Consider the following 24,962-nt stretch of genomic DNA (forward strand, 5'->3'; position numbering starts at 1 on the left):
GTATGGTTGCCTCGCACAAGCGCGGGGGAAACGTGGTCGGCCGGACGGAGGAGAATGGCTCCCGGGCGCGGACTCCGCAACGGCCGCGCATCCGGTTCCACAAGCGCGGCGGCGCCAAATGCCGCTGATTACAACCCGGTTACGGCCGCATGCCCGCCCTGGGGTCACGCTTGCCAGAACCGCTACGATCATCGACACGCAGGCAGCATTCCGATGCCGACTGTTCCCACAGATGCGGAGAAATCGTGTTCGCCGCCTACGTCACGGTGACCGTCCTCGGCGCGGTCTTCAACGGCGCCGCCGCCGTCACCTACCTGATCGGCCATGAATACCCCAAGACACAGGCTGACATGAAGGGCCTGCCGCGCAAGTACGTCCCGGTGCTGGGCTCGTTGCTCGCGGCGGGCACCCTGGGCCTGGTGGCCGGTTTCCGGGTGCCGATCCTGGGGACCCTCGCCGCGTGCGGCCTCATCCTGTACTTCATCGGCGCGATCATCGCCCACCTGCGGGTGGGCTCCCGTGACATCGTCGGCGGCATCGTCTTCCTCGCCACCGCGATCGCCGCCCTGGTGCTCGGCGTCATGTACCACGGAGCGGTGTAGGCCCAGGGCCTGTCCCAGCCGCCGTCAGCGGTCGCGGTAGGCGACCTTGTGGGCAAGCTCCTCAAGGCGCAGCCGCCAGCCGTACGGCACCGGCGAGTCCGCGAGCGCCGCGCGGGCGTCCGCGACCAGCGCGTCGATCTGCTGCTCGACGTCCGCGCGGACACCCGAGGCGAGCAGCGCGTCGCGCAGCCGGGCCGGGTCCCACCCGGCGCGGCGGCCGTCCGCGACCAGCCGGGCGACCAGCGGGTCCTTGGCCGCGGCCAGCGCGACCAGCAGCGTCATCTTGTGCTCGCTCAGGTCCAGCCCGGCCGGTTTGCCGGTCGCCGCCGGGTCGCCGAAGGCGTCGAGCAGGTCGTCCCGCAACTGGAAGGCCTCGCCGGCCGCGACCCCGTACGCCTCGAAGACCGCGTCCAGCCCCGGGCGTCCGGCCACGGCCGCGCCCAGGGCCAGCGGGCGGTGGATGGTGTAGCGGCCGGACTTGCCGACGGCGACCCAGCGGGCGAGCACCGGGTCCGGCTCCACCTCCGCGGCCAGCGCGATGTCCAGCTGCTGGCCGGTGATCATCTCGGTGACCAGCTCGTGCCACACCTGCGCGGCGGGGCCGTCGAGCCGGCCCGCGAAGCGGTTCGCGTAGCTGAGGGCCAGGTCCCCGGCGAGGATGGCGACACCCTCCCCGAACCGGCGGGACTCCCCCGCCCAGCCGCGCCGCGCGTGGACGTCCGCGTGCCGGGCGTGGACGGTCGGGGCGCCGCGCCGGCTGGAGGAGTTGTCCATGATGTCGTCGTGGATGAGCGCGAAGACCTGGAGCAGTTCCAGGGCCGCCGCGGCGTCGACGACGGCGTCCGCGCCGGCGTCGTCCGCGGTGCCGCCGGCCGCCAGGTAGCCGATGACGCAGAACAGCGGGCGCAGCCGCTTGCCGCCGGCCGCGAAGAGCTCGGCGACCGCCGCGACCGGCACCGCCACCCGGGCGTCCACCGCGCCCCAGCGCGCCGCTTCGGCGCTCAGCAGGTCCTCGATCCGCCGGTCGACACGCCCCAGCAGCCTGGCGCAGGCCTCCTCGTCGGCGGCGGCCGGAGGCGGCGCCGCCTCCGCCTTCCCGGCGGCCGGAACCTCCAACGGCGCAAGGTCCGGCGGCAGTTCGACTACGACGTTCTCCACGGCGGTCACCTCCGTTGGGCAGTTCCATAACGGTGCAGCCGTCCCGGCGGTGATCGCCGGACCGCGGAACGCATCCTAGGCCGCGCCTATTGCCCCGGAAGCCGACGGGGATTGGCCCCGGCTTGGTGTGGACCGGCCGCAGCGCCGCGCCACCGCTGCCGCCGGTCCCGCCACCCGTCCCACCGCCCGGCGGCGGCGTCCCACGGGTACGTGCGTCCCGCGAACCGCCGCGCGAAGCCGTCGCCGACGTCGGCGGTCACCGTGTAGTCGTACTGCCCGTCGGAGGCCGGTGCGAGGGTGACCGTCTTCGAGCCGCCGGCGGCGACGGCGGTCGTGCTGCCGCCCGTTCCGGTGCAGCCGTTGGCGCCGACGGTGAAGGTCACGGCCACCGAGCCGCCGTTGGTCAGGGTCAGCACCAGCGACCGCGGCGCCGCCGGGGCGATGGACACCACGCGAGCGGGTTGTCGTCGTAGTTGTCCTGCTGCTGGTAGACCCGCCACGAGATGCCGGCCGCCTGCAACCGCTCGGCGTAGGTCGTCCAGCTGTAGCCCTTCTCGGAGTTGTCGGTGACCGGGCCGCCCTTGGTGCCGCCCGGGTCGACGGTGCCGGTCCACTGGTAGAGCCGGTTGGAGTTGGTCGGCGGCACGCCGGTAATAGCCCATGGAGTAGGCCGACTTGGCGGGCGCCCAGTTGTTGTGGAGCCCGTTGTTCCACGCCTTGTGCGTCCCTGACCACCCGTGGTCGAGGTCGGACACCCGCTGGGCGTCGGTCTTGGCGGTGTCCAGGTGCCACGGCAGCACCAGGTTCCCGCCGGACGGCCCCGACGACGTCTGCCGCAGGACGTCGGAGTTGCTCGGGAAGCGCAGCCGCGAGCGGTCGGCGTAGCCGCGTACGCCCTTGAGCGTGCCGAAGTAGTGGTCGAAGGAGCGGTTCTCCTGCATGAAGACCACCACGTGCTCGACGTCATCGATCGTGCCGGCCGCCGGGGCGGCGGCCATCGCCTGTTGCATGGCGAACGAGACCATTTGGACCAGACCTGTTATCGTCCTGTGATTTTGCGTGCGGCCTCCCGCCGACAGGCGGTCATCGCCCCCGCGCGCGACCATGGGGGGACCGGACCGCCAGCGTCACGCGACCGCGGAGGTAAGCCATGACCGCCGAGCCAGCTGAGCCAGTCGAGCCAGGAGTCCACGGAACGCCTCCCCCGGCCGGCTTCGCCGGCCAGACCGTGGTGGTGATCGGGGCCAGCGCGGGCATCGGCTACGAGACCGCCCGCCAGGTGCGTGCCGCAGGCGGTGACGTGGTGCTCGTCGGCCGCAACCTCGAACGGCTCGAGAAAGCCGCCCGCGAACTCCGGCCGGTCGGCACGGCCGCCTTCGACGCGACCGACACCGGCCGCCTCACGCAGTTCTTCCACGACCTCCCCGGCCCGGTCGACCACGTCCTGCTCACCGCGGGGAACCCGGCGTACATGCCGCTGGACGAGATGGACATCGCCGAGGCGACCAGCGCGTTCGCCCAGCGCCTGTCGATGGCCCTGGGCGTCGCCCTCGGCGCCCGCGACAAGGTCAGGCCCGGCGGCACGCTGCTCTTCATCGGCGGCACCGGCGGCCGCCGCCCCGACGTCGGCCTGTCCGTGGTGGCGGCCATGACCGCGGCCCTCCCGGCCCTCACTGCCAACCTGGCTCTCGAACTCGCCCCGATCCGGGCCAACCTGATCGCCCCGGGGTTCGTCGACACCCCCCTGTCCGCCTCCCTGCTCGGCGACCGGCTCGAAGCCCGACGCGCGGAGCTGCGCGCCACCCTCCCCATCCGCCGGGTCGTCGTCCCGGCCGACGTCGCCGCCCTCGCCCTGCACATCATGGGCAACGAGGCACTCACCGGCGCCACTTACGACATCGACGGCGGCCAGCAACTCCTCCCCGGCTGACCGGCCCCACACCCGGCCGTCAGCCGCCCGATCTGACACCGCCCCCGGCCACCGGGTGCGGGCGGTGACCGCGGAGCCCCGGCGCCCTGCCCTGCCGCCCGGCCGGCCCGGCCGGCGGGTGGCGTACCCCGGCCCGCACGGTGCTCACCGCGACGCCTTGGCCACCACCGCGCCGGCATCGTCGCGCCGGGTCCCGGCCTGGCGCAGCAGGCCCGCGGCGATCACCGCTGGGGTGTGGTGCAGCAGGCCCGCCAGGTCGTCCGGGGTCCAGCGGTGGCTGAGCCCGTCGGAGTGCATCACCAGGACCCCGTGGGGCGGCAAGCGGTATTCGTAGCTGCGCAGTTGGTGCATCTGGTGGCCGACGATGCCGGGGTGGGAGAGCAGGTTCGTACGGGTCGTGGCGGTGACCAGGGCGGCCGTGATGTTCCCGACGCCGCAGAAGAGGGTCCGGCCGTCGGGCTCGATACGGGCGACGGCCAGCGCGGCACCGCGCGTACCGTGCAGGGCCTTGTGGATGTCCTCGACGGCCTGCTGGGGAGTGCGTGCGGTACTGGTGTGGAAGGCCTGCACCGCCGCCTGGGCGGCCAGGGACGCCAGCGGGCCGTGGCCCAGCCCGTCGCACGACATGACCAGCAGGCCGCCGCCCGGCCCCGCGTCCGGCGGGCGGAACAGACCGGAACGGCCCACGCCCTGCGCGCCCTCGGCGGGACGGCCGGCGAGCCCGCCCGCCTCGTCGGGCGGATCCTCGCCGTCGAGGGTGTCGGCACGCGCGGCCCACGCGTCGCCGCAGACCTCCTCACCGCCGATCGGCCGGGTGATCCCCGCGACGGGGCACTCGCCCGCCGCCGAGGGGGGCGTGGGGCGAGGCCAGAAGCGGGCAAGCACCACGGTGCCGGTCCCGGGCCGTGAGTGGATGTCGAAGCGGTCGGCGAGCCGCTTCACCGCGCCCAGGCCGATGCCCAGACTGCCGCCTGTGGACATCCCGTCCCGCAGCACCGCGGACACGTCCGCCATGCCGGGACCGCCGTCGACGGCCAGCACCTCGACTCCCGCGACGTCTCCTTGGCGCAGCACTCGCAGCAGCAGGGAGCCGTCGACGGCGTATTTGTCGGCGTTGGTAACCAACTCGGCGACCGCCAGGACCAGTTGCGCGGTGCGTTCCTCCCCGAGGCCGACCCGCCGGCCGAGGGCGGCCGCGGCGCCGCGCGCGCCGCCGGTCTGGTCGCGGAACCACGCGACGTCCTCGCACTGGACCAGCGGTGCGGGACCGGGGGGCGTCATCGGGCCCACTTGGTGATGGACACCGTCGTTCCGTGCCCCGCCGCGGTGTCGAGGGAGAAGTCGTCGACGAGCCGCCTGGAGCCCGGCAGGCCCAGGCCCATCCCGCCGCCGGACGACCAGCCGTCGGTCAGGGCGAGGTCCACGTCCGCGATGCCGGGCCCCTGGTCGGCGAACACCAACTGCACTCCCCGCCGCCCGCGTTCCTCGACCATGGCGGCGGTCATCGATCCGCCGCCGCCGTGCACCAGGGTGTTGCGGGCCAGTTCGCTGGCGGCCGTGACGAACTTCGTCTGCTCCACGAGGCTCAGCCGGCACTCCTGGGCGAACGCCCGCACCAACTGGCGGGCCCGCACCACTCCGGCGACAGCGCGGATGCCCAGGACCTCGGGGCCGCGGAGGGTCGCGTTCACCATCCTGCCGCGATATCCGGCGGTACGCCCTGGCGCCCGCTCCCCGCCGCCGGGTCCACGGTGCCGGCGCCCTCACGTACCACGGCGTCCGCGTCTGCCGGCAAGGTCTCCACCGAGGCCTCCGCGCCTGCCCGCAAGGCGCCTCCCCGCACGCCGGGCCGGGCCGGCTCCAGCTTGCGCAGGCCCTTCTCCAAGGTGAGCGCGGTCTGCACGCCGCCCATCGACAGGCCCAGTTCCACCAGGGTGATGGCGACGGCCGGGCGCATGCCCACGACGACGGTCCTGGCGCCCAGCAGGCGTGCGACCGCGGCGATCGTCGCCAGCATCCTGCCCACGAAGGAGTCGACGATCTCCACCGCGCTGATGTCGATGACCACCCCGTCCGCGCCGGTCTCGACCACCCTCGTCCCCAGGTCGTCCTGGAGCAGCGTCACCGCCTGGTCGTCCAGGTCCGTCTGGAGCGACACCAGCAGCACCTGCCCGATCCGCAGGACGGGGACCCGCTCGCTCATCAGCTGCCGGCCACGGGGGCGGTACGCGTCAGGACGACACCTGAGCGGCGCAGCGCGTGCTGCAGGGCGTCGGCCAGGGTCGCCTTGGTGACGATGTCGCCGAAGTCGATCCCCAGCGCCACGATGGTCTGGGCGATCTGCGGGCGGATACCGGAGATCGTGCACTCGGCGCCCATCATCCGGGCCGCCACCACGGTCTTCAGCAGGTGCTGCGCGACCTCGGTGTCCACCGCGGGGACACCGGTGATGTCGATGATGGCCTGCTCGGACTCGGAGTCGACGAGGGCCTGCAGCATCTTCTCCATCACCACCATGGTGCGCGCCGAGTCCAGGGTGCCGACCAGGGGAACACCGATCACCCCGTCCCAGAGCTTCACCACCGGCGTCGACAGCTCCAGCAGCTGCTCGGCCTGCGCGCTAATCAGGTCCTCACGGGTGCGCGAGTAGACCTCCATGGTGAAAAGGCCCAGCGCGTCGAGGAGCCCGGCGAATCGCAGGTACGCCTCGACGTCGCCGTCCGCGCCGGACAGCGAGGGCTCAAGGACCTCCTTCAGCGCGAAGACGCCGACCGCGGTCTCGACCGGGGAGAAGCCCTGTCGTGCCCGGTTGCGCGACAGCTCGGTGAGCAGCGCGCGGACCTCCCCGAAGGCCTCCCCGCGCGCGTCCAGGCTGCCGCGGCCGAGCGCGGCCACCAGTGCGGTGTAGATCTCGTCGAGTTCCCGCTCGACCTCCGCCCGGGTGATCCGCCCGCCCAGCGAGGCGGTCACGCTGTCCGCCCAGCTGACGCCCAGGTCCGCACCGCGGGCCGACAGCAACGCGGTCAGCCGCGCGGGGATACCTTCAGAAGCCACACGACACATCCTGCTCCGTAACGGAGACCGGACGGTCTCTCCTGCACTGTAGGCCATCAGGGTGGGAGCACCGGCCGTGCGGGGACGGCGGCCGCGGGGCGGCGATCACCCGAGGTGAGCGGAACGCGTGTGCGAACCGGGTGCGGGTCTTCGCGCATGGGCGCCGCATCCACGGGCAGGCGGCCCCTCGGAGGTTGATAATCATGGGACCGTTGCTCGTTGTTCTTCTGCTCGCACTGCTCCTTTTCGGTGCGGGATTCGCACTCCACCTTCTGTGGTGGATCGCCGTCGTCGTGCTTGTCCTGTGGTTGCTGGGATTCGTCATGCGCGGCACCCACTCCAGCGGTGGCCGGGGCCGCTGGTATCGCTGGTAGCGGCGAAAACGAAAGCCGTCGGAGGGTGCCGCCCGTTCATCGGGCGGCACCCTTCCGTCGTTCAGACCGGGTCGGGGTCGGGCGCGGAGCCAGGGGCGGGGGCCGGGTCGACACGGAAGACCTGGTCCAGGCCGAGGATGCGCAGGATACGGACGGTGCTCGGCGGCACGCGGACCAGGGCGACGTCCGCGCCGGCTGCCCGGGCGTTGTTGCGCCCGCTGATCAGGGCCGTGATGCCGCTGGAGTCGCAGAAGGCCAGAGCGGACAGGTCGACGGTCAGCAGCTGCCCCGGCAGCAGGGCGAGGGCGTTCACGGCAGCGCGGAACACGCCGGCACTGCGGTGGTCGAGGTCCCCGGCCACGCTCAGCAGCGGCCCGGTGGCGGTCTGCCCGCTGGAGAGGGTCATCCCGGTCGTCATCGCGCGGCGCCCGGGTTCGCTGCCGCGGTGCGGGCTGCGGGGACGCCGAGAGCGAGCAGGGCGGTGTCGTCGTCGAGGCCTTCGCCGAAACCGCCCAGCAGACGCTGCACGGCGTCGACGGTCGTCTGCGCGCCGGCGGGGGCCAGGTCGGCGACGAAGGCGTGCAGGTCCTCCTCGCTGTAGCGGGGGCCGCTTCGGGTACGGGCTTCGGTCAGCCCGTCCGTGTAGAGCAGCATCGTGTCCCCAGGGCGCAGGAGGGTGGTCGCGGACGTGAGCTGGGGGTCCGCCAGGACGCCGAGGAGCATGCCGCCGGGAGTCGGCAGGAAGTCGGCGGTGCCGTCGGCGCGCAGCAGCAGCGCGGGCGGATGGCCGCCGCCGGCCAATCCCACCGTGACGGCGCCGGCTTCGCCGCCGGGGGTGAGGGTGCCGGCGATCGCGGTGCAGTAGCGGGGGTCGCTGCCGGTGAAGCGCTCGTGCAGCGCCGCGTTGAGGGTGGCCAGCGTGTGGACGGGATCGCTGTCGACGAGGAAGGCGGCGCGCAGGGTGTAGCGGATCAGCGAGGTGACCGCGGCGGCCTCGGGGCCCTTGCCGCAGACGTCGCCGAGGAAGAAGCCCCAGCGCCCCTTGTCGAGGGGGAAGAGGTCGTAGAAGTCCCCGCCGATGACGTCGACGGACGCGGGGTGGTAATACGCGGCCGCGTCCAGGCCGGGCATCCGCGGCAGCTCGGGCGGCAGCAGACTCTTCTGCAGGATGCTGACGACCCGCTGGAGGCGGGCGCGTTCGGCTTCGACGCCCTGGTGGGCGGTCTCGGCCTCGGCGCGGGCCTGCTCGGCGTCCTCGCCCGCCTGTTCGGCCTGCTTCCTGGCGCGCAGCAGCTCTTTCTCGTACGCGCGGCGGTCGCGGGCGTCGAAGACCGTGGTACGGATCAGCAGCGGCTCCCCGTCGGTGCCGGTCTTGACCACCGAGGTGACCAGGACCGGCAGGCGGCTGCCGTCGGCGCACTTGAGCTCCAGGGCGATCCCGGACAGCCTGCCCTGCATGGCCAGCAGCGGCGCGAAGTGCGTCTCGTGGTAAAGTTTGCCGCCCACGGTGAGCAGGTCCGCGAAGCGCCTGCGGCCCACCAGCTGGGCGCGGGTGTAGCCGAGCCAGGCCAGCAGGGTGGCGTTGACCTTGGCGATCTGCCCGTCCAGCAGCGTGGACAGGTACCCGCACGGCGCGTGCTCGTACAGGTCCTCGGCGCTGTCCTCGAGCAGCGCAGAGAACTGCGCGCGCTCCGCGTCGTCCACGCTCTCCTCCCCGGTGCCGCTCCCGCTGCCTGTGCCGATGCCGACGCTCGTGCCCGTCCCGGCACCGGTGGTGCCGGTGACGATGCCGGTGTCCAGGTCGGGGTCGCCGTCGGAGGTCCCGCACATCACCGGGGTGACCCGGCGAAGGCGACGATCTCCCGCGCGGTGGCCTCCGGGGCGCTCAGCTGCGGGCAGTGCCCGGTGGCGTCCAGGGTGACCAGCCGGCTGCCGGGTATGACCGCGTGCACGTACGCGCCCACCTCCCGGGGGGCTATCACGTCCTGCGCGCACTCCAGGACCAGCGTGGGCACGCTCACCGATCCCAGGTCCGCCCGCGAGTCGGACAGGAAGGTCGTGTGCGCGAACACCGCGGCCATGGCCGGGTCGGTCGCGCAGAAGCTGTTGGTCAGCTCCTGCCCCAGCTCGGGACGCTCCGGATTCGCCATGATCACCGGCGCCATGGCGGCCGACCAGCCCAGATAGTTCGACTCCAGCGACTCGAGCAGCTCGTCTATGTCGTCCGCGGTGAATCCGCCGGTGTAGCCGGTGGCCGGGTCGTCGACGTAGCGGGGGGACGGCGCGACCATCACCAGCTTGGCGAACCGCTCCGGCTGCCGCCCCGCGGCCAGGACCCCGACCATCGCGCTGACCGAGTGCCCCACGAACACCACGTCGGTCAGATCCAGCTCGTCGCATATGTCCAGTACGTCCCCGGCGTAACCCTCCAGCGAGGAGTAGCGCTCCCCGTCCCACGCGGACGGGTCGGACCGGCCAGAGCCGACGTAGTCGAACAGCACCACCCGAAAGCGCTCGGCCAGCGCCGGAAGCACCAGCCGCCACATGTTCTGATCACAGCCGAACCCGTGCGCGAGCATCACCACCGGCCCGTCCCGCCGCCCGGTGACCGTGACGTTGTTCCTGCCGACTGCGTCCATACCAACATCGTCCCACGCCTCACCCGACAGCAGCGGGCCATCGACCGGCCACCTCCGCCAAAAGGCACCCCGCCTCCGGCGGACCACCCACCCGCAGCAGCCCGCAGTTCCCCCACGGCCGGGAGCGCAGGGGCCAGGAGGCCCCCGCACGCCCGAACGGAGCGGTGCCTCTCGCCCCCTCGGTCGAACACCGGGACCCCGATGCCTTGGCCGCGGGGCCGTTCAGCCGGTCATGCGGCACGGATGGCCGTGAGCGCAGGCAACCCCGCGGCTGTGTGGCTAGCGTCGGCGCCATGAACGGATACGCGGTCGTGTACGAGCCGGCAAAGCAGCGGACGGAGTCGTTCGGAGGGGTGGGCTCCGCCGAAGGGATCGGCCCGGTCCATGCCGCACCGGCCGAGGGCGACCACGGGCTGCCCGGCCCGGTCACCCTGTGCGGGCTCGAGACCGACGACCTGGTGAAGCACCCGCAGGACCAGCCCCTGGACCCGTTCGAGACCTGGTACCCGCCCGTCGGGGTGAACTCCTTCTGCCGCGAGTGCGACGAGGCGATCGCCGCCGCCTGAGCGAGTCGCCTCCCGGGCTGCGGACGGGGTGGCGCTGCTCAGCCGGCCAGCGGCACCGGCTGCGCCAGCAGGTCGAGCAGGTCGGCCGTCAGGGCGCCGCGCCCCCCGCCGGCCGCCGCGTCCCGGCGGGCCCGTGCGAGGTCCCGGCCCTCGGTGAGGCACCAGGACCACCACCGGTCGAAGGCCGGCGTGCCCACCTCGTCGGGGGTGAGCACGGCGGGCCACGACAGGGCCCGCCCCTGGGCGCTCAGCTTCGCCCGCCGGTCGACCGGGTCGACGGCGAGCACCGGGATCCCGCACCGCAGCGCCAGGACCAGGCCGTGCAGCCGGTTGGTGACGACGACGTCCATTCGCCGCAGCACCGCCTCGTACTGCTCGGCCGTCGACGGCAGGTCCCACTCGGCGGTGGAGGTCCGGGTGTCGAGGCGGACCAGCGCCGCGTCCATGCCGCGGAGCCGGTCGAGCACGGCGTGCGTCACCTCGTCGTGGCGCCTGCGGGGCCCGTACTCGCCCTGACCGCCGGTGAGGACGACGCCGGCCACGGGAGGGGGCCGCCGTGCGGGCGGCGCCTCGAACGACAGGTCGGCGGCGACACCCTCCGCGTCCGGGGTGTCTCTGGCGAGGACCCGGTGGAAGCCGGTGACGGCGGGGCTCCGCGGGTCGACCACCGAGACGCCGACGGCGTACCTGGCACTCGCGGCGAACGCGCTGTGCAGGTCCTCGACCTGCTCGCCGTGCACGGGACCGCAGACGAAGACCATACGGCTGTGCGGGGCGGGCCGCGGCAGGTCCGCCAGCGCCGGCCCGGCGGGGTGGAAGACCGGGCTCCAGAAGACCTCGTACGGTATGCCCGCCGCGTCGAGCGCGGCACGGACCGCGTCGAGCGAGAGCAGGTCACCCGCCGTGACCTCACCGTCGGTGAAGCTGAACCATCCGGTGAGGGCGACCTTGTCCCGCCCGGCCGTCGAGGATGCCACGCCACCAGTCCTTTCGCTGTCGCCGGGCCGCCGCTCCCGGCCGGCCCTCGCCCGTGACGGAACAGCGACCGGCCGGCCGCGACCGCGCACGCAGCTGGCAGGCGTGCGCCGAAGCACCGGGCCGGGCCGGGCGGTCCTGAGAGGCGTTACTCCCCGAAGACCGCCTTCTGGACGTCGTTCGGCCCGTCGAAACGCTTCGTTCCGGCGGAGGAGAGCTTGTCGACGACCTTGCTGTCTGCGTGGTTGCTCCGCGCCAGTTTCACCAGGTCGTCCCGCTCGCTCGGGTACTCGGCGCCCTTGAGCGCCTTCTGCAGCTCTACGGGGCTGATGTCGGCCATGGGTTCCGTCCCTTCTCGCTTCGCTTGACGCGCCGCTCCGCACCGTTCCGCACTGCCGGGCGGCGACCCTGAACGGATACCCGCCTGGAGCGGACGAAACGAGATCATCCGGGAACATTCGCTCCGGCGCGGCGCCCGCGCGTGGGGGGGAGCGGGCGCCCGCGCGTGAGGGGAGCGGGCGCCCGCGCGTGAGGGGAGGGGACGCCCGCGCGTGAGGGGAGCGGGCGCGGGCGTCAGGCGACGGGCGTCAGCTCGGGGACGACCGGATCGGCCCGGCGCAACCGGGCGGGTACGACCGCGCGGAGGTGCCCGCGTACGGCCGCCCTGTCCTGGCGCAGGGAGCCGGCTGCGATGCCGCCCGCGATGAGCAGGCCACCGCACACCAGGGCGCCGCGCGCACCGGCGTACTCCAGCATCAGCCCGAGCAGCGGCGGCCCGGCCAGCGTCCACACCGTGCTGGCGCTGCGCCACACGCCCAGCACCCGGCCGCGCAGGGCGGCCGGCGGATGGGTCAGCAGGACGGAGGCACCCGCGGTGTCGGACACCGACTCGGCCACCGCCATGGGCACCACCAGCACGATGAGCGCCGGCACCGTCGGTGCGAGGCCCGCGGCGACCTGCATCAGGGCGCCGACGGCCGCGAGCGTGCCGACGATCCCTACGGAGGCACGGCGCAGCCGGCCTGCCAGCACCGCGCCCGCCACCCCGCCCAGGGCCAGCGCGGTCGAGACGGCGCCGAACGCCGCGGGCCCCCGGTGCAGCGGGCCGGTCACCAGGACCGCCAGGGTCAGGGTGTAATTCCGGCCGAAGACGGAGCTGAGGGCCGTGATCCCGGCCAGGCGCATCAGCCGGGGGTTGTTCCTGAAGTAGCGCAGCCCCTGGCGGGTGCCGCCGGCGGGGGCCGGCTCCCGCGTCGGTGCCTCCGCTATACAGGCCGCGGACGCCTTCGGCAGCGGTCGGAGGAAGGGGATGACGGCGGCCACGCAGAGGAACGAGACCCCGTTCGCCGCATAGGCCGCCGCGGGCCCGGACAGCGCCACGACGACGCCGGCCAGCGCGACACCGGCGAGCCGCCCCGCGCTGGAGACGACAGAGCCCAGCGCGATGGCGGAGGGTACGTCCCGCTCGGGCACCAGGTCGTTGCCGAGGAGCGCGCAGGCGGGCCCGTCGAGGGTCGCGATCAGCCCGGTGACCACCGCGAGCCCGAGCAGCGCCCCGACGCCGAGCATGTGCCCGCCGACGAGCACCGCGGTGACGAAGGCGACCAGCGCGAGGGCGGCCTGGCTCACGGCGGCGACCCGCCGGCGGGGCCACGAGTCGACCAGCGCGCCGCCCAGCGGGCCGAGCAGCAGCCCGGGAGCCGCCTGCGCGGCGATGGACAGGCCCGTCATGGCGGCGGAATGCGTGATCTGGAGCACCAGCAGGTTCTGGACGGTCATCTGCATCCAGGTGCCGATGTTCGAGACCAGGTTCGCCGCGGACCACCAGCGCATGCCGGAGTGCCGCAGGCATCGCCAGGGGCTGCCGGCGCCGCGCACGGGGCGCACGGGGCGCACGGGCTTCTTGGACGAGGAGGAGAGGAGCACAGAGAAGTCTTCGTTCAGGGCCTGGGGAGGCGGAGCGGAGACGCAGTCCGGTTGTCCGGCGGAAGACGAGGCCTCCCCGGCCGATTCCTGCACGCCGGCGAACCGGCACCGACGCAGAAGCTGCGAAGCGGCTCCGGCAATTGTCACCTACCGGACATCCCCGACACCCTCTCCCCCTCCCCCACCGGCACCCCCACCGCCCCAACTCCCTTACGCACCAACCCCGTCCACCCCCGGGTGGCTTTGGTCACAGCCTGTGCCCGCCCAGGGAGCCCAGCGGCACCGACATGTCCGAGCCCCCGGAACCGCCGCGCCAGGACGGGCGACCCGTCCGCCGCGGGGCGGACTGCGCGGCGGCGGGCGGGTGGGGCGCGGACAGGTCAGAAGCAGGGCACCGGCAGGCAAGGAGGCGGGGCGGAACGCCCCTAGCGTTCGATTCGAGCCTGCCGCTCTTCGCCCGGCCGGACGCCCGGCGTCGCGCCCCGGACCCGGGCCGCCCGACCCCTATCCCACAGGAGACACACAGCCATGGCTGACGACCTCACCACTCCCGCCGCGCCCGTGCTGGAGTCGGCCGCCGCCGACTTCGCCGCGGCCACCGCCAACCCTCCGTATCTGTTCGAGCTGCCGCCCGCCGAGGGGCGCAAGGCGGTCGACGAGGTGCAGTCGGGGGATATCGCCAAGCCGGCGGTCGACGAGGAGTGGATCACCGTCCAGGGCGGCCCCACCGGCTCCGTCCGCGCCCGTATCGTCAAGCCCGCCGGCGCGACCGGCCCGCTGCCCGTGATCGTCTACATCCACGGCGCCGGCTGGGTGTTCGGCAACGCGCACACCCACGACCGCCTGGTGCGGGAGCTGGCGGTGGGGACCGGGGCCGCGGTGGTCTTCCCCGAGTACGACCTCTCTCCTGAGCACCGCTACCCGGTGGCCGTCGAGCAGAACTGGACCGTCGCCCGCTGGGTGGTCACCGACGGTGCGGGCAAGGGCCTGGACGCCACCCGCATCGCCGCCGCCGGCGACTCGGTCGGCGGCAACATGACCGCCGCGCTGACGCTCATGGCCAAGGAGCGCGGCGGTCTGGACCTCGCCCAGCAGGTGCTGTTCTACCCGGTGACCGATGCCTCGTTCGAGACGCCGTCCTATCACCAGTTCGCCACCGGGTACTTCCTGCGCCGCGACGGCATGCAGTGGTTCTGGGACCAGTACACCACCGACCCGGCCCAGCGGGCCGAGATCACCGCCTCACCGCTGCGGGCCACCACCGAACAGCTCGCCGGCCTGCCGCCGGCGCTGGTCATCACCGGCGAGGCCGACGTCCTGCGCGACGAGGGCGAGGCGTACGCCAACAAGCTCCGCGAGGCCGGCGTCCCGGTGACCGCCGTCCGCTACCAGGGCGTCATCCACGACTTCGTGATGCTCGACGCGCTGCGCGGCACGAACGCCGCCGAGGCTGCCATCGCCCAGGCGGTGCACATCCTGCGCGCCGCCCTGCACACCGCCTGACCCGCCACCCCCACCCCCGCCCCGAAAGGAACGTGCGCCATGCCGCGTACCGACAGCCCGACCGTCGTCCTGGTCCACGGCGCCTTCGCCGACGCGTCCAGTTACGCCCGAGTCATTCCCGAACTGCTCGCCCGCGGCCTGGAGGTCGTGGCCCCGGCGGTTCCCAACCGCAGCCTGCTCGGCGACGCCGCCTACATCGCCTCGATCGTCCGCCGGATCCCCGGACCGGTCGTCCTGGTCGGCCACTCCTACGGAGGCGCCGTCATCACCGTCGCCGGCGTGGAGGACAACGTCAAGGCGCTGGTCTACCTCGCCGGTTACGCCCTCCAGGAGGGCGAGAGCCTGGGCGAGCTCCAGGGGAGGTTCCCCGACTCCGACCTGGCCGAGGCGCTGGTCTACAGCCCCTTCCCGGTGGAGGGCGCCGAGCCGGGTACGGACGTCTCGGTGCAGGTCGACAGGTTCCCCGCGATCTTCGCGGCCGACGTCGATCCCGATCTCGCCGCCGTCCTCGCCGTCTCCCAACGCCCGCTGGCCGCGCAGGCCTTCGGCGAGGCGGCCCCCGCCGCGGCCTGGAAGACCAAGCCCTCCTGGGGCCTGGTCGCCACGTCCGACCACACCATCAACCCGGAGGTGGAGCGCTACGGCTACCAGCGGGCCGGCATGACCACCGTCGAGGTCGACTCCTCGCACCTGGTGATGCTCGCGCACCCCGAGCGCGTCGCCGAACTGATCGACGAGGCCGTCCGCGCCGTCCGCTGACCGACCGCGAGGGCCGCCTCCGGCGTGGCCGGAACCGACCGGCGCGTCGAGGGCGGTCCGCCGCTCAGCGGCACTGAGCGGTGTCAGCAGCGCTCAGCGGGCGTCGAGGGCCGCGAGCCCCTCGCGGGCCTGGCTGACGCTGCCGGGGTCGGCCGCCGTGCCGAGACCGAGGCACCGGGTGAAGGCGTCCCTGGCCTGCTCCCGCTGCCCGGTGGCCAGCAGGGCATTGCCCAGGTGGATCAGGGCGTGGCTCTCCATGCCGATGTTGCCGCTGTCGCGCCAGAGTTCGACGGCCGTACGCAGGTGGCCGGCGGCCTCCGACCAGTGCTCGAGCGAGGCGTGGGCGCGGCCGATGTTCGTCTGCAGGTTCGCGCGGGCGATGGCGGCGATATGCGGTTCGATACGGTCCCCGGCGTGTTGGAGGAAGGCGAGGATGCGCACGGCCTCCGTGACGGACTCCTCGTACCGGCCCGCCAGGAGAAGGGCGTGGGCTCGCGCGCTCACCGCCTGGAGGGTGCCGTGGAGGTCGCCGGCCGCCTCGAAGTGCCGTGCCGCCTCGCGGTGGTGATGTGCCGCCGCGGTGTGGTCGCCGAGCAGGCGGAGCGCCCAGGCGCTGTAGTAGCGGGCCCAGCCCTGCTGGGGGAGGTCCGCCGCCTGCCGGGCGGCGGCAAGGGCCTGGGCGGAGCGGTCGAGGCTGTCGTGGTGGCGGCCCTCGCAGATCAGCAGGGCCCAGGCGTGGTAGTTGAGCTGGGTGGCCTCGACGAGCGGGTCGCCGAGTGCCTGGGCGCTGCGGGCCGCGGTGGCGAAGACCTCGGGCCAGTGTCCCCAGAAGATCCACTGGTCGGAGAACCAGTGCAGGGCCTCGGCGACCTCCACCACGGTGGCGTGGTCCCCGGCGGTGGCGGCGGCCCGGAAGGCGGCGAGCCAGTTGGCGCCCTCCGCCTGCAGCCAGGCGCGGGCGTTCCCGGCGGTGGACAGGTCGACGACGCCCTGCCAGGTGGGGGGCGGGGCGCCGTGGTCGGGTTCGTACCAGCGGCCCGCGACGACGGCGGTGTCGAGCAGCCAGCCGTGCAGCGCGGTGCGGGCCGCCGCGATGTCCTCGGCCGACTCCTCGGCGTGCAGCCGGCTGCGGGCGTACAGGCACAGCAGGTCGTGGAGGCGGTAGCGGTCCTGGCCGGTGCCCAGCAGGCCGGTCTCGACGAGTTCCTCGAGGGCGTCCTCGGCGTCGTAGAGGTGCTGCCCGGTCAGCTGGGCGGCGCCTGCCGCGCTGAAGTCCGGGCCGTCGACCAGGGCGAGGAAGCGGAAGAGGCGGCCGGCGGCGGGGGTGAGCTGGCGGTAGGACAGCTCGAAGGCCGCCGAGAGGTGGAGGTCGCCGGCGGTCAGGGTTTCCAGGCGGCGCTCTTCGAGGGCGAGCCGGTCGGCGAGCCGGCGTACGGTCCAACCGGTGCGGGTGGCCAGCCAGTTGCCCGCCACCCGCAGTGCCAGCGGCAGGTGGGCGCAGCGCTTGGCGACCTCGGCCAGTGCGGCCGGGTCCGCGTCGGCCCGCTCCTGCCCGGCCACGGAGGCGAGGAAGGCGGTGGCCTCGGCGGGGGACAGCTCGCCGATGGGCAGGCGGTGGATGTTCTCCAGGCCGGTGAGCATCCTCCGGCTGGTGACCACGACCATTCCCGCACCGGCGCTCGGCAGGAGGGGGCGGACCTGGGCCTCGTCCCGGCCGTTGTCCAGCACCAGCAGGCAGCGCCGCTCGGCCAGCGCCTGCCGGTAGAGCTCCGGGTGGCCCTGCGGACCGGCCTTCGCGAGGTCCCGGTCGGCGATCCCCAGCGCCTTGAGGACGCGCAGCATCAGCTCGGCCGGGCCGGGCGGGTCGTCGTCCATGCCGCGCAGGTCGACCATCAGGTGCCCGTCGGGGAAGCGGTCGGCCAGCTCGCGGGCGGCGTGCAGGGCCAGGGTGGTCTTGCCCGCTCCCGGCGGACCGGACACCGCGACCACCACCGGCAGCCCGGTCGGCTGCCGCCCGGCCAGCGCCGCCAGCCGTATCAGCTCCGCCTCCCGGCCGACGAAGTCGTCGATGCCACGGGGCAGAGCAAGCAGCCCCGCCGGAGCGTGGCGGGGGTTGCGGCCGGACCGGGCGGCCGCCAGCAGCCGCTCCCGCTCCGCCTCGCCGAGCCCCAGGCCGTCCGCGAGCGCGGCCACCGTCCCGCGCTGGGGAGTCGCCCGCCGCCCCCGCTCCAGGTCCCCGATCCCGCGGACGCTCACCCCTGACGCCTCCGCGAGCGCCTCGATCGTCAGCGACGCCGCCAGACGCGCCTGCCGCAGGAGGATCCCGAACCCCGCGCCACCCGCGTCGGCCACCCGCGCCACGTCCTTCCCGCCTCCCGCATCCGCCCTGCCTCTTCGGACATTATCCCCGAACGGGGCGAGCCGGACGCGGGGCGGAGGTCTGCCGGCGGCCGGGGGGGGTGACCGGACAGGAGGGGCGGGCCGCGGCTACCCGGACGGAGGTGTCAGCCGCGGTGCCGGTGCAGGGCGACGTGCACGGTGTCCAGGGTCTGGATGAGGGCGGCGCGGGCGGCGTCCGTGCCGCGCAGCGGGCCGAGGAGCATGAAGCCGTGGATCGTCCCGTGGTAGCGCAGCGAGACCACCGTGACGCCGGCCGCACGGAGCTTCGCCGCGTAGGCCTCGCCCTCGTCGCGTACGACGTCGGCCTCGCCGGTGACCACCAGCGCAGGGGGGAGTCCGGTGAGCTGCTCCAGGGAGGCCCGCAGCGGTGACGCGGTGGCCTCGCCGCGCTGCCGTACGTCGGGCAGGTACTGGTCCCAGAACCAGCGCATGCTCTCGCGGCCGAGGAAGTAGCCCTGGGCGAACTCCTGGTAGGAGGGGGTGTCGAAGTCGGCGTCGGTGACCGGGCAGAGCAGTACCTGCTGCACCAGCCGCACCCCTCCGCGCTCCTTGGCGAGCAGGGTCAGCGCCGCCACCAGGTTGCCGCCCGCCGAGTCGCCCACGGCGGCCATCCGGCTGCCGTCCAGACCTATCTCGCCGCCGCGCTCGGAGATCCACCTCGCGACCGCGTAGCACTGCTCGACGGCGACCGGATACCGCGCCTCGGGGGCGCGCTCGTAGTCGACGAAGACGACGGCCGCGTCCGTACCGAGAGCGAACGTACGCACCAGGTGCTCGTGGGTGCCGGCGTCGCCCAGGACCCAGCCGAGCCCGTGCAGGAAGAGCACGACGGGGATCTCTCCGGCGCTGTCGGCCGGTCTGACCACCTGGACCCGTACGTGGCCGGTCGGTCCGCCGGGCAGCGCGAACCACTCCGCGGAGGTGGCCTCCTCCTCCTCGCCCGGGGCACGGTCGCCCGTCCCCTGCAGACGCGCGAGGTCCAGCCGGGCCTGTTCCGGGCCCGGGCCGTACGCCGTCGGCGGGCAGGTGTGCGCGTCCACGAAGGCCCGCGTGAGGTGGTCGAGGACCGGGTGCCGAGCGGACGGAGGGGCGGACTCGGTCACGCGGTTTCCTGTCGAGAGAGCCGAGGGGGATGGCTGGTACGGGGATGCACGGCCGAGCAGCGGCCGCCGGGTCACCCGGGGCACAGGGCGGCCCGGCCGCCGGCAGCGGGGACCGTACCCGCCGGAGGGCGGAAGGTCAGCTCGCGGCCGGTAGTGCGCCGCGGGCATCGGTCCCGGGCGCCGGCGTGCCCGCCGGAAGCCGGCCGACGCCGTCCCGGGCGGTGCGCAGGTCGCGCCACTCACGGGGCGAGACGCCGTAGGCGGCGCGGAAGGCCCGGCTGAAGTGCGCGGGATTGACGAAGCCCCACCGCTGGGCCACGGCGGACACGGTGGGAGCCGTCCTGCCACGGCGGGCCAGCTCCCGGCCGCACTCCTCCAGACGCCGCTGCTGGACGAGCCGGCCGACGGTGGTCCCCTCGCCCTCGAAGAGCCGGTGCAGATACCGGACGGAGATCCGGTGCGCCCGCGCGATGCTCTCCGGCGACAGGCCGGGTTCGCCCAGATTCCGGTTGATGTACTCGCGGACGCGCAGCAGCAGGTGGCTGCGGGCGGTGTCCGTGTCCGTGCCCGCCGGCTGGGCCCGCTCGGCGATGAGGGTGGCGAAGAGGTCGACGACGTTGCCGGCCAGCCGGTCCGCGACGGCGGGCGGGTAGCCGTCCGCCGAGGAGGCCAGGGTGGCCAGGAAGGGGAGCAGCATCGCGCCGAAGCCGGCCCCCGTACCGATCGCGCGGCCCGTGACCTGCCGGACGACGCTCTCCGGCACGCCCAGCATGCGGCGGGGCAGCTGAAAGACGTGCGTGGCGAACCGCTGCGGATAGTCGAAGGAGTACGGCCGGGTCGTGTCGTACACCACGAGGTCGCCCTCGCCCACCTCCGCCCGCCGGCCGTCCTGGATGAACGTCGCCGTGCCCGAGACCTGGACGCCGACGGCCACCAGTGCCTCGGACGAGCGGGCGATCAGCGCCGGCGTACGGCTGACCCGCTCCGCGTCCGCCTCCATGGTGGAGACCTGGAGATATCCGAGGTGGTCGGTGGCGATCCGCCCGTCGAAGGGGCCGTCGCCGCGCGGGGCGACCGCCATCGGCACCAGCGTCCTGCTCACCGCGTCGTTCCAGTAAGCGACCTTCTCCCGCTCGGGCACGGAGGCGGTCGTCAACACCAAGCTCAAGTTTTTTCCTCAGCGGAGGTGACTCCCGGGGCTGCGGCGGGTGGGAACCGGACGGACGGCCGCACCTCCCCGGAAGGCTGCGGCCGGAGCCCGGCCAGGCCGGGCGGCTCGTCGTACGGGCAGCGACCTCGCTGGACCGCGACCGGACCGCTTCGGTGAGGCCCGGGTTCCCGCCCGCACCAGACAGCCAACCAGCGGGCCTTCGCGCTTCCCAGGCAGGAACGCAGGCAGAAGTCACGGGCGCGGACCCTGCACAATCCGGTGCCGTGCGGTTCTCGTAAGGGTGCCGTGCAGTGCCGGAGCAGCACCGGGCGCGGTGAGGAAAGACCCGACCGGCCCGCCGGACTAGCTTCGTCGTGGTGGCCTCAGGCCGCCGGACCGCGCGTCCACTTCCCGCCGCGTCCCCTTCGCGGGAGCCCCCCTCCGCTCAGGTCAGGGGACGCAGGTCGGCGGGCCATACGAGGGTGGTGGCCGCCCAGGTGAATCCGGCGCCGAAGGCCGCCACCATCACCCGCTGACCCGCCGTGAGCCGCCCTTCGGCCGCGGCGGAGGCCAACAGCAGCGGGATGGACGCGGCGGAGGTGTTGCCGACGTCGGTGATGTTGGACGGTACGCGCTCGGCGGGAAGGCCCAGGGCGTCGGCCACTCCGGCGCTGATACGGGCATTGGCCTGGTGGACGATGAGCCGGTCGATGTCCCGCAGGTCCCAGCCGGCCGCCGCTGCCGCGTCGCGGACCGCGTGCGCCATCTGGCGGACCGCGTGCCGGAGCACCAGGTTGCCCTCCATGTGCACGTACCCCCGTGGTGCGTCTCCCGCGTGCGAGGGCCTGCGGGAGCCGCCCTCCGGGATGCAGATGGCCGCGGCGTGCTCGCCCGCGCTTCCCCAGGCCACCGGCCCGAAGGTCCCGGGTTCACCCGCCCGTGCCTCCCGCAGGACGACCGCGCCGGCCCCGTCGCCGAAGATCGGCGCTGTGGTCCGGTCGGCCGGATCGACGATGGCCGACATCGTCTCCGCTCCCACGACCAGGATGCTCCGGGCGGTGCCGGCCCGGATGAGCGCCGAGGCGACGGTGGTGGCGTAGACGAAACCCGAGCAGCCGGCGCCGACGTCGAAAGCGGGGACATGGCCGAGTCCGAGCCGGTGGGCCACCGCGGGCGCGGTGCCCGGCACCGGGTGGTCGGGCGTGGCGGTGGCCAGCACCACGGCGTCGACGTGTTCCACCCCCGCGGACTTCATCGCCCGCATGCCCGCCTCCACCGCCATGTCGCTGGTGGCGGTCGCGGGGTCGGCGACGTGGCGGGTGGCGATGCCGATGCGGGTCCGGATCCACTCGTCCGACGTGTCCAGGCGCGCGCACAATTCCGCGTTGGTCACCTGGCGCGGTGGCAGCCACGACCCGAGGCCGACCAGCCGGGCGGATCGCGCCTGCTGCGGCAGCACGTCACGGAGCGGAGTGGTCATGGGCTCACCTTCGTCGGGCACGGGGGGACGGCGGGTTCAGCTGCCGCTCGGGAGTGCGGCCTGCCGGTTGACGAGGTCGACCATGTCGCCGACGGTGGGCGCCTTCGCCAGGTCGTGCTCGGTGATGATCAGGCCGAGGCGGTCCTCGATCGCCATGGACAGCGCGGTGACGGCCATGGAGTCGATGCCCGCCTGCGGTTGGGTCGCGTCCGGTGTGATCGGCTCGGCGGGCAGGGCCCCGTGGTCGACCAGCAGCTTCTTGATGAGCGCGAAGTCGGCCACGGCTACGGGGGCGCCGTCGTCGATCGGAACGGCCACGGGCGCCGCAACAGCGGTACCGCCGGGCGGGCTTGACGGCTCCGGACCGACCGCTCCGCCCGCCAGTTCTTCCGCCGCTTCGCGGAACAGCCGGGGAAGGCTGCGGCCCGCCGGAAGCGCCGCGTCGGTGGTGAAGCAGACGCTGGTGTCGCCGTTGTAACTGCAGGCGACGATGGAGGCCGGCTGACGGGGCGGCAGCCAGGTGAAGGGCTGGACGCGGGCGACGGGATCACCGCGGTAGGCCAGCGGCCGGTGGATCGCGAGGTACGAGACGGTGATCGGCACCCGGGCGGGCGTGGTCAGCCGGCCGGCCATCGCATGGAAGGCCCGGGCGGGCGTGCGGTCCATCAGTGCGCGAAGGGCGCTCTGGTGGGCCGGGTCCTTGGTGGCGCGGGTCTGTGCGATCACACCGTCGAGGCGGTCTCCCGCCGCCGGCTCGTCGCAGGGAAGCGCGAGGGGGGCGAAGGCGATCAGGTTGCCGGGACGTGCGCGTTCCTCGGCACGGCGCAGATTGATCATCGTGATGGCGGGAAGGGGCCGCCCGGCGCCCCTGGGCCAGTGTTCCGAGCACCACGTACGCAAGGCCCCGCTGAGGGCGGCCAGAAAGGCGTCGTTGGTGTCACCGCCGCGCGCCGCGGCCGCGGTACGCAGTCGTCCGGTGGGAACCGACACCCAGTCGACGGTGCGGGCACCGCTCAAAGGCCGCGCGGGATCGTCCCAGACGCCGTTGGCGGCGCAGGCCGCCAGCGTGCTGCGGACCGTGCGCAGGTAGGCCCGCGGGCCGGTGCGGACGGCGGAGGCCGCGGGCGGCGCGGTGGTGGCGCCGAAGAGGGTGTGCAGGGTGCCGATGATCCCCATGCCGTCCTGGGCGCTGTGGTGGGCCCGGTAGCAGACGGCGTAGCGGTCGGTGGCGTAGCCGGACAGCAGCCATACGTCCCACAGCGGGCCCTCGCCGGGCAGCGGGCGCTCCACCAGCTCGTGCAGGGCGTCGTCGAGGCGGGCGTCACCGGGTGGGACGTCCAGGGCGCGGACGCGTGTGTCGAGGTCCGGCGCGGGCTCGTGCCTCCAGCGCGCCCGGAGCCCGGGTCCGTGGAGGTAGTGGGTGAGACGCGGCTCGTCACGCAGGTGGCCGGCCACGTGGCTGCGGAGTTCGCCGAGGGACGGGGGCGCGCCCTCCAGGTGGAGGAGCACTCCGACGGTCTGGGAGGTCGCGGGGTGGGCCTGGGCCATGTGATGCATGGTCAGGTCCATCGGTGTGGGGCGCGGTGGGAAGGCCATGGGGTGCTCTCCGGGCGGTTCGCAGGACGGGGGATGCGGGACGACGGGCTCGGGGGCTCAGCCGGTGGTGGCGGCGGGATCGCCCGGACGGCGGTGCCGGTCCGTGGCTGGAGGCGGCGTCACGGCAGAGTCCTTTCGAGCGTTCTCTCCGCGCCGGCGCGGGTGCGCTGTGCGAGAGCGGGTGCGAGCGGGCGGACGGGCCGGATGCGGGAGGTGAGATGGCCCAGCGCGAGCAGCGCGAAGGCGCCGGCCAGCACGGGGACGTGGTAGGGGAAGGGGCGAGGGCCGACCATGTCGGGTGGCGAGTCGACGGAGCCGTCGGGGCGCACGTGGGACAGCAGATGGCGGGCCGCGCGCGCCGCCGGCGCCGGGTCCGGCCGACCGGCCAGGACGATCAGGCCGTAGGCGGTGCTGATCGCGTCGCTCCGGCTGCCGTCCTGCTGGCCGAAGCCACCGTCCGCGCGCTGGTCGGCGCACACCAGGGAGGTGATCCGCTCGTGCATGACGCGGACGGCGGGAGTGGCCTGCCGGCCGGAGTGGCCGATGGCGAGGTGAACCCGGAAGAAGGTGTGGAGCCGGCTGCTGCTCCAGCCGGGAGGGAAAGTGCCGTCCTGGCGCCGGCTGTTCACCAGGTGGTGCAGGGCCGACCGCACCACGGCGTCAGGAGGGCGCTCCATGGTGCTCAGCGCGTTGACGGCGGCGGCCGTCATGCACGCCTCGGACGGGGTGCCCGCCCCGTAGGTGGGAAAACCGCCGTCCGGCCCGCGCACGGCGATCAGTGCGTCCGTGCCGCGCCGGATCGCGTCGCGGTAGGCGCGCGGATCGAGCTGGTGGAGGAATTCGACCGCCACGGAGGTGCAGTCCGTGTCGGAGAGCCGCGCCCGGTCGGTGTAGGACCAGCCGCCGTCCTCCTGCTGGACCGTCACGAGGTGCCGCGCGACGTGATGCAGTATGCGCCGTGGCGCGCCCGCGGTGTGCAGGGCGAGTCCCGCGGTGACCGTGGACCAGGTGTCCGTGTCGGTGACGAAGGGCATGCCGCCGTCTTCACGCTGGTGGAGGAGCGCCGTGCGCAGCCCGTCCTCGACGGTGGCGCCCATGCCGGGCAGGCCCGCGAGGGCGTGCAGGACCGAGAGGTGGATCAGGAGGTTTCCCTCCCACACGATTCCGCGCCGCTGGGTGGACGCCAGCAGGGCCAGCTCGGCGGCAGCCGGCGGTTTCCCGGCCGCCCGGCCGAGGACAACCTTGACCGCGGTGACCTGCACGGCGGCCCAGGGGTGCAGCGACGCGAGCGCGAAGGCCGCGGGCTCCCCGTCCTCGCGGCCCGGTGCAGCGCCGAGCATCGTGAGGAGCGCGTGGACCAGCGCGCGCTTGCGGGCGCCCGCGAAGTCCGGCACCCGGTCCCTGACCGCGTCGAACACCTCGGGCCGTAGCGGCCGTTCCCTCTGCCCCAGGGCCGCTTCGGCGAAGACGCCGTCCAGCAGGCCGCCGCCGCGGTGGCACTCCAGATAGCGCGTGAGGCGGGCCCGCGCTCCAGCGTGCCCGTGGCCGTGCCGCTCGAGAAGTGCCAGGGTGAGTGCGGACTCCAGGACGCGGCTCCGGCATCCGTCGCGGACGGCACCGTCCTCGCCGACGCGGTCGAGGAGCCCGGCGGCGATCAGGCCCTGGGCGGCCGGCAGCCCGGCGGGGAAGCGCGAGGCGGCCCACGAGGGGGGCAGGCACTCGGCGGCGAGTGGTCTCATCAGTGATC

General features: G+C 74.0%; 23 protein-coding genes and 2 pseudogenes. 6 read left to right on the forward strand and 19 right to left on the reverse strand.

Going from position 1 to position 24,962, the window contains the following annotated elements; genetic code table 11:
* The first annotated feature begins 245 nt into the window (after positions 1-245).
* On the forward strand, positions 246-602 hold the full coding sequence (locus BUE44_RS17405; protein ID WP_073499317.1) for a DoxX family protein: 357 nt from the start codon (positions 246-248) through the stop codon (positions 600-602).
* A gap of 24 nt (positions 603-626) precedes the next feature.
* Here the strand turns inward: BUE44_RS17405 and BUE44_RS17410 are convergent, their stop codons facing one another.
* The 3 genes and pseudogenes from BUE44_RS17410 to BUE44_RS17420 all read right to left on the reverse strand — a co-directional run bounded on the left by BUE44_RS17410 (position 627) and on the right by BUE44_RS17420 (position 2,866).
* On the reverse strand, positions 627-1,760 hold the full coding sequence (locus BUE44_RS17410) for a polyprenyl synthetase family protein (RefSeq protein ID WP_235002220.1): 1,134 nt from the start codon (positions 1,758-1,760) through the stop codon (positions 627-629).
* A gap of 86 nt (positions 1,761-1,846) precedes the next feature.
* Positions 1,847-2,260: a phospholipase domain-containing protein gene (locus tag BUE44_RS17415; protein ID WP_235002221.1), complete on the reverse strand. Its 414-nt coding sequence runs from the start codon at positions 2,258-2,260 to the stop codon at positions 1,847-1,849.
* A pseudogene (locus BUE44_RS17420) lies at positions 2,170-2,866 on the reverse strand (alkaline phosphatase family protein). Before BUE44_RS17420 ends, BUE44_RS17415 begins: the two are co-directional and overlap by 91 nt.
* Before the next feature lie 44 nt (positions 2,867-2,910).
* Between BUE44_RS17420 and BUE44_RS17425 the strand changes: the two are divergent.
* On the forward strand, positions 2,911-3,690 hold the full coding sequence (locus BUE44_RS17425; protein ID WP_073499321.1) for an SDR family oxidoreductase: 780 nt from the start codon (positions 2,911-2,913) through the stop codon (positions 3,688-3,690).
* A gap of 144 nt (positions 3,691-3,834) precedes the next feature.
* Here the strand turns inward: BUE44_RS17425 and BUE44_RS17430 are convergent, their stop codons facing one another.
* The 4 genes and pseudogenes from BUE44_RS17430 to BUE44_RS17445 form a co-directional block, all read right to left on the reverse strand.
* On the reverse strand, positions 3,835-4,971 hold the full coding sequence (locus tag BUE44_RS17430; RefSeq protein ID WP_107415759.1) for an ATP-binding SpoIIE family protein phosphatase: 1,137 nt from the start codon (positions 4,969-4,971) through the stop codon (positions 3,835-3,837).
* The gene (locus BUE44_RS17435; protein WP_073499325.1) at positions 4,968-5,384 is read right to left on the reverse strand and encodes an ATP-binding protein; all 417 of its coding nucleotides are present in this window, start codon (positions 5,382-5,384) and stop codon (positions 4,968-4,970) included. Before BUE44_RS17435 ends, BUE44_RS17430 begins: the two co-directional genes overlap by 4 nt.
* A 158-nt stretch (positions 5,385-5,542) precedes the next feature.
* Positions 5,543-5,893 (reverse strand): annotated as a pseudogene (locus BUE44_RS38565) (STAS domain-containing protein); the annotation flags it as partial.
* Positions 5,893-6,753 (reverse strand): STAS domain-containing protein, encoded by an 861-nt coding sequence (locus tag BUE44_RS17445; protein ID WP_073499329.1) that lies wholly within the window; start codon positions 6,751-6,753, stop codon positions 5,893-5,895. The pseudogene BUE44_RS38565 and the gene BUE44_RS17445, both read right to left, overlap by 1 nt.
* A 194-nt stretch (positions 6,754-6,947) precedes the next feature.
* On the opposite strand from BUE44_RS17445, the gene BUE44_RS17450 reads away from it, so the two are divergent.
* Positions 6,948-7,118 (forward strand): DUF5670 family protein, encoded by a 171-nt coding sequence (locus BUE44_RS17450; RefSeq protein WP_031516930.1) that lies wholly within the window; start codon positions 6,948-6,950, stop codon positions 7,116-7,118.
* A 61-nt stretch (positions 7,119-7,179) separates the two neighbouring features.
* Here the strand turns inward: BUE44_RS17450 and BUE44_RS17455 are convergent, their stop codons facing one another.
* The 3 genes from BUE44_RS17455 to BUE44_RS17465 are packed head-to-tail and all read right to left on the reverse strand — an operon-like array spanning position 7,180 to position 9,757.
* Positions 7,180-7,524: an STAS domain-containing protein gene (locus tag BUE44_RS17455; protein ID WP_235002223.1), complete on the reverse strand. Its 345-nt coding sequence runs from the start codon at positions 7,522-7,524 to the stop codon at positions 7,180-7,182.
* 8 nt (positions 7,525-7,532) lie between these two features.
* Entirely contained in the window at positions 7,533-8,948 is a 1,416-nt protein-coding gene (locus tag BUE44_RS17460) for a PP2C family protein-serine/threonine phosphatase (RefSeq protein ID WP_079189832.1), read from the reverse strand.
* Positions 8,948-9,757 (reverse strand): alpha/beta fold hydrolase, encoded by an 810-nt coding sequence (locus BUE44_RS17465; RefSeq protein ID WP_073499333.1) that lies wholly within the window; start codon positions 9,755-9,757, stop codon positions 8,948-8,950. The genes BUE44_RS17460 and BUE44_RS17465 overlap by 1 nt, the downstream gene beginning before the upstream one ends.
* Positions 9,758-10,050: 293 nt before the next feature.
* Here BUE44_RS17465 and BUE44_RS17470 point away from each other — a divergent pair, with 293 nt between their 5' ends.
* Positions 10,051-10,323: a hypothetical protein gene (locus BUE44_RS17470; protein WP_073499335.1), complete on the forward strand. Its 273-nt coding sequence runs from the start codon at positions 10,051-10,053 to the stop codon at positions 10,321-10,323.
* A gap of 38 nt (positions 10,324-10,361) precedes the next feature.
* Here the strand turns inward: BUE44_RS17470 and BUE44_RS17475 are convergent, their stop codons facing one another.
* From BUE44_RS17475 to BUE44_RS17485, 3 genes are all read right to left on the reverse strand, one after another.
* Positions 10,362-11,300 (reverse strand): polysaccharide pyruvyl transferase family protein, encoded by a 939-nt coding sequence (locus BUE44_RS17475; RefSeq protein ID WP_073499337.1) that lies wholly within the window; start codon positions 11,298-11,300, stop codon positions 10,362-10,364.
* Between the two features lie 146 nt (positions 11,301-11,446).
* The gene (locus BUE44_RS17480) at positions 11,447-11,638 is read right to left on the reverse strand and encodes a DUF2795 domain-containing protein (protein ID WP_073499339.1); all 192 of its coding nucleotides are present in this window, start codon (positions 11,636-11,638) and stop codon (positions 11,447-11,449) included.
* Positions 11,639-11,871: 233 nt separating this feature from the next.
* Positions 11,872-13,185, reverse strand: a complete 1,314-nt coding sequence (locus BUE44_RS17485) for an MFS transporter (RefSeq protein ID WP_407640032.1) — start codon at positions 13,183-13,185, stop codon at positions 11,872-11,874.
* 567 nt (positions 13,186-13,752) lie between these two features.
* Here BUE44_RS17485 and BUE44_RS17490 point away from each other — a divergent pair.
* On the forward strand, positions 13,753-14,727 hold the full coding sequence (locus BUE44_RS17490; RefSeq protein ID WP_073499343.1) for an alpha/beta hydrolase: 975 nt from the start codon (positions 13,753-13,755) through the stop codon (positions 14,725-14,727).
* Positions 14,728-14,766: 39 nt separating this feature from the next.
* The gene (locus tag BUE44_RS17495; RefSeq protein ID WP_073499345.1) at positions 14,767-15,486 is read left to right on the forward strand and encodes an alpha/beta fold hydrolase; all 720 of its coding nucleotides are present in this window, start codon (positions 14,767-14,769) and stop codon (positions 15,484-15,486) included.
* Between the two features lie 93 nt (positions 15,487-15,579).
* Here BUE44_RS17495 and BUE44_RS17500 read toward each other — a convergent pair whose 3' ends face one another.
* The 6 genes from BUE44_RS17500 to BUE44_RS17525 all read right to left on the reverse strand — a co-directional run bounded on the left by BUE44_RS17500 (position 15,580) and on the right by BUE44_RS17525 (position 24,954).
* Entirely contained in the window at positions 15,580-17,838 is a 2,259-nt protein-coding gene (locus BUE44_RS17500; RefSeq protein WP_073499347.1) for an ATP-binding protein, read from the reverse strand.
* Between the two features lie 152 nt (positions 17,839-17,990).
* Positions 17,991-18,989, reverse strand: a complete 999-nt coding sequence (locus BUE44_RS17505; protein WP_073499349.1) for an alpha/beta hydrolase — start codon at positions 18,987-18,989, stop codon at positions 17,991-17,993.
* Between the two features lie 136 nt (positions 18,990-19,125).
* Positions 19,126-20,157 carry an AraC-like ligand-binding domain-containing protein gene (locus tag BUE44_RS17510; protein WP_073499351.1) on the reverse strand — a complete coding sequence of 344 codons (1,032 nt, stop codon included), beginning with the start codon at positions 20,155-20,157 and terminating at the stop codon, positions 19,126-19,128.
* Positions 20,158-20,584: 427 nt separating this feature from the next.
* Positions 20,585-21,619: a beta-ketoacyl-ACP synthase III gene (locus BUE44_RS17515; RefSeq protein WP_073499353.1), complete on the reverse strand. Its 1,035-nt coding sequence runs from the start codon at positions 21,617-21,619 to the stop codon at positions 20,585-20,587.
* A gap of 36 nt (positions 21,620-21,655) precedes the next feature.
* On the reverse strand, positions 21,656-23,167 hold the full coding sequence (locus BUE44_RS17520; protein ID WP_159450268.1) for a wax ester/triacylglycerol synthase domain-containing protein: 1,512 nt from the start codon (positions 23,165-23,167) through the stop codon (positions 21,656-21,658).
* 167 nt (positions 23,168-23,334) lie between these two features.
* Positions 23,335-24,954, reverse strand: coding sequence for a prenyltransferase/squalene oxidase repeat-containing protein (locus BUE44_RS17525; RefSeq protein ID WP_073499357.1), 1,620 nt, complete (start codon positions 24,952-24,954; stop codon positions 23,335-23,337).
* Positions 24,955-24,962 lie beyond the last annotated feature (8 nt).

The sequence above is a fragment of the Actinacidiphila paucisporea genome, from assembly GCF_900142575.1.
GTDB classification, from domain to species: Bacteria; Actinomycetota; Actinomycetes; order Streptomycetales; family Streptomycetaceae; genus Actinacidiphila; species Actinacidiphila paucisporea.

Excerpts from the sequence above, each read along its gene's own strand:
- BUE44_RS17425 (WP_073499321.1), top strand. The coding sequence starts at position 2,911 with ATGACCGCCGAGCCAGCTGAGCCAGTCGAGCCAGGAGTCCACGGAACG.
- BUE44_RS17430 (WP_107415759.1), bottom strand. The coding sequence starts at position 4,971 with ATGACGCCCCCCGGTCCCGCACCGCTGGTCCAGTGCGAGGACGTCGCG.
- BUE44_RS17435 (WP_073499325.1), bottom strand. The coding sequence starts at position 5,384 with ATGGTGAACGCGACCCTCCGCGGCCCCGAGGTCCTGGGCATCCGCGCT.
- BUE44_RS17445 (WP_073499329.1), bottom strand. The coding sequence starts at position 6,753 with ATGTGTCGTGTGGCTTCTGAAGGTATCCCCGCGCGGCTGACCGCGTTG.
- BUE44_RS17450 (WP_031516930.1), top strand. The coding sequence starts at position 6,948 with ATGGGACCGTTGCTCGTTGTTCTTCTGCTCGCACTGCTCCTTTTCGGT.
- BUE44_RS17455 (WP_235002223.1), bottom strand. The coding sequence starts at position 7,524 with ATGACCCTCTCCAGCGGGCAGACCGCCACCGGGCCGCTGCTGAGCGTG.
- BUE44_RS17460 (WP_079189832.1), bottom strand. The coding sequence starts at position 8,948 with ATGTGCGGGACCTCCGACGGCGACCCCGACCTGGACACCGGCATCGTC.
- BUE44_RS17465 (WP_073499333.1), bottom strand. The coding sequence starts at position 9,757 with ATGGACGCAGTCGGCAGGAACAACGTCACGGTCACCGGGCGGCGGGAC.
- BUE44_RS17470 (WP_073499335.1), top strand. The coding sequence starts at position 10,051 with ATGAACGGATACGCGGTCGTGTACGAGCCGGCAAAGCAGCGGACGGAG.
- BUE44_RS17480 (WP_073499339.1), bottom strand. The coding sequence starts at position 11,638 with ATGGCCGACATCAGCCCCGTAGAGCTGCAGAAGGCGCTCAAGGGCGCC.
- BUE44_RS17490 (WP_073499343.1), top strand. The coding sequence starts at position 13,753 with ATGGCTGACGACCTCACCACTCCCGCCGCGCCCGTGCTGGAGTCGGCC.
- BUE44_RS17495 (WP_073499345.1), top strand. The coding sequence starts at position 14,767 with ATGCCGCGTACCGACAGCCCGACCGTCGTCCTGGTCCACGGCGCCTTC.
- BUE44_RS17515 (WP_073499353.1), bottom strand. The coding sequence starts at position 21,619 with ATGACCACTCCGCTCCGTGACGTGCTGCCGCAGCAGGCGCGATCCGCC.
- BUE44_RS17520 (WP_159450268.1), bottom strand. The coding sequence starts at position 23,167 with ATGGCCCAGGCCCACCCCGCGACCTCCCAGACCGTCGGAGTGCTCCTC.
- BUE44_RS17525 (WP_073499357.1), bottom strand. The coding sequence starts at position 24,954 with ATGAGACCACTCGCCGCCGAGTGCCTGCCCCCCTCGTGGGCCGCCTCG.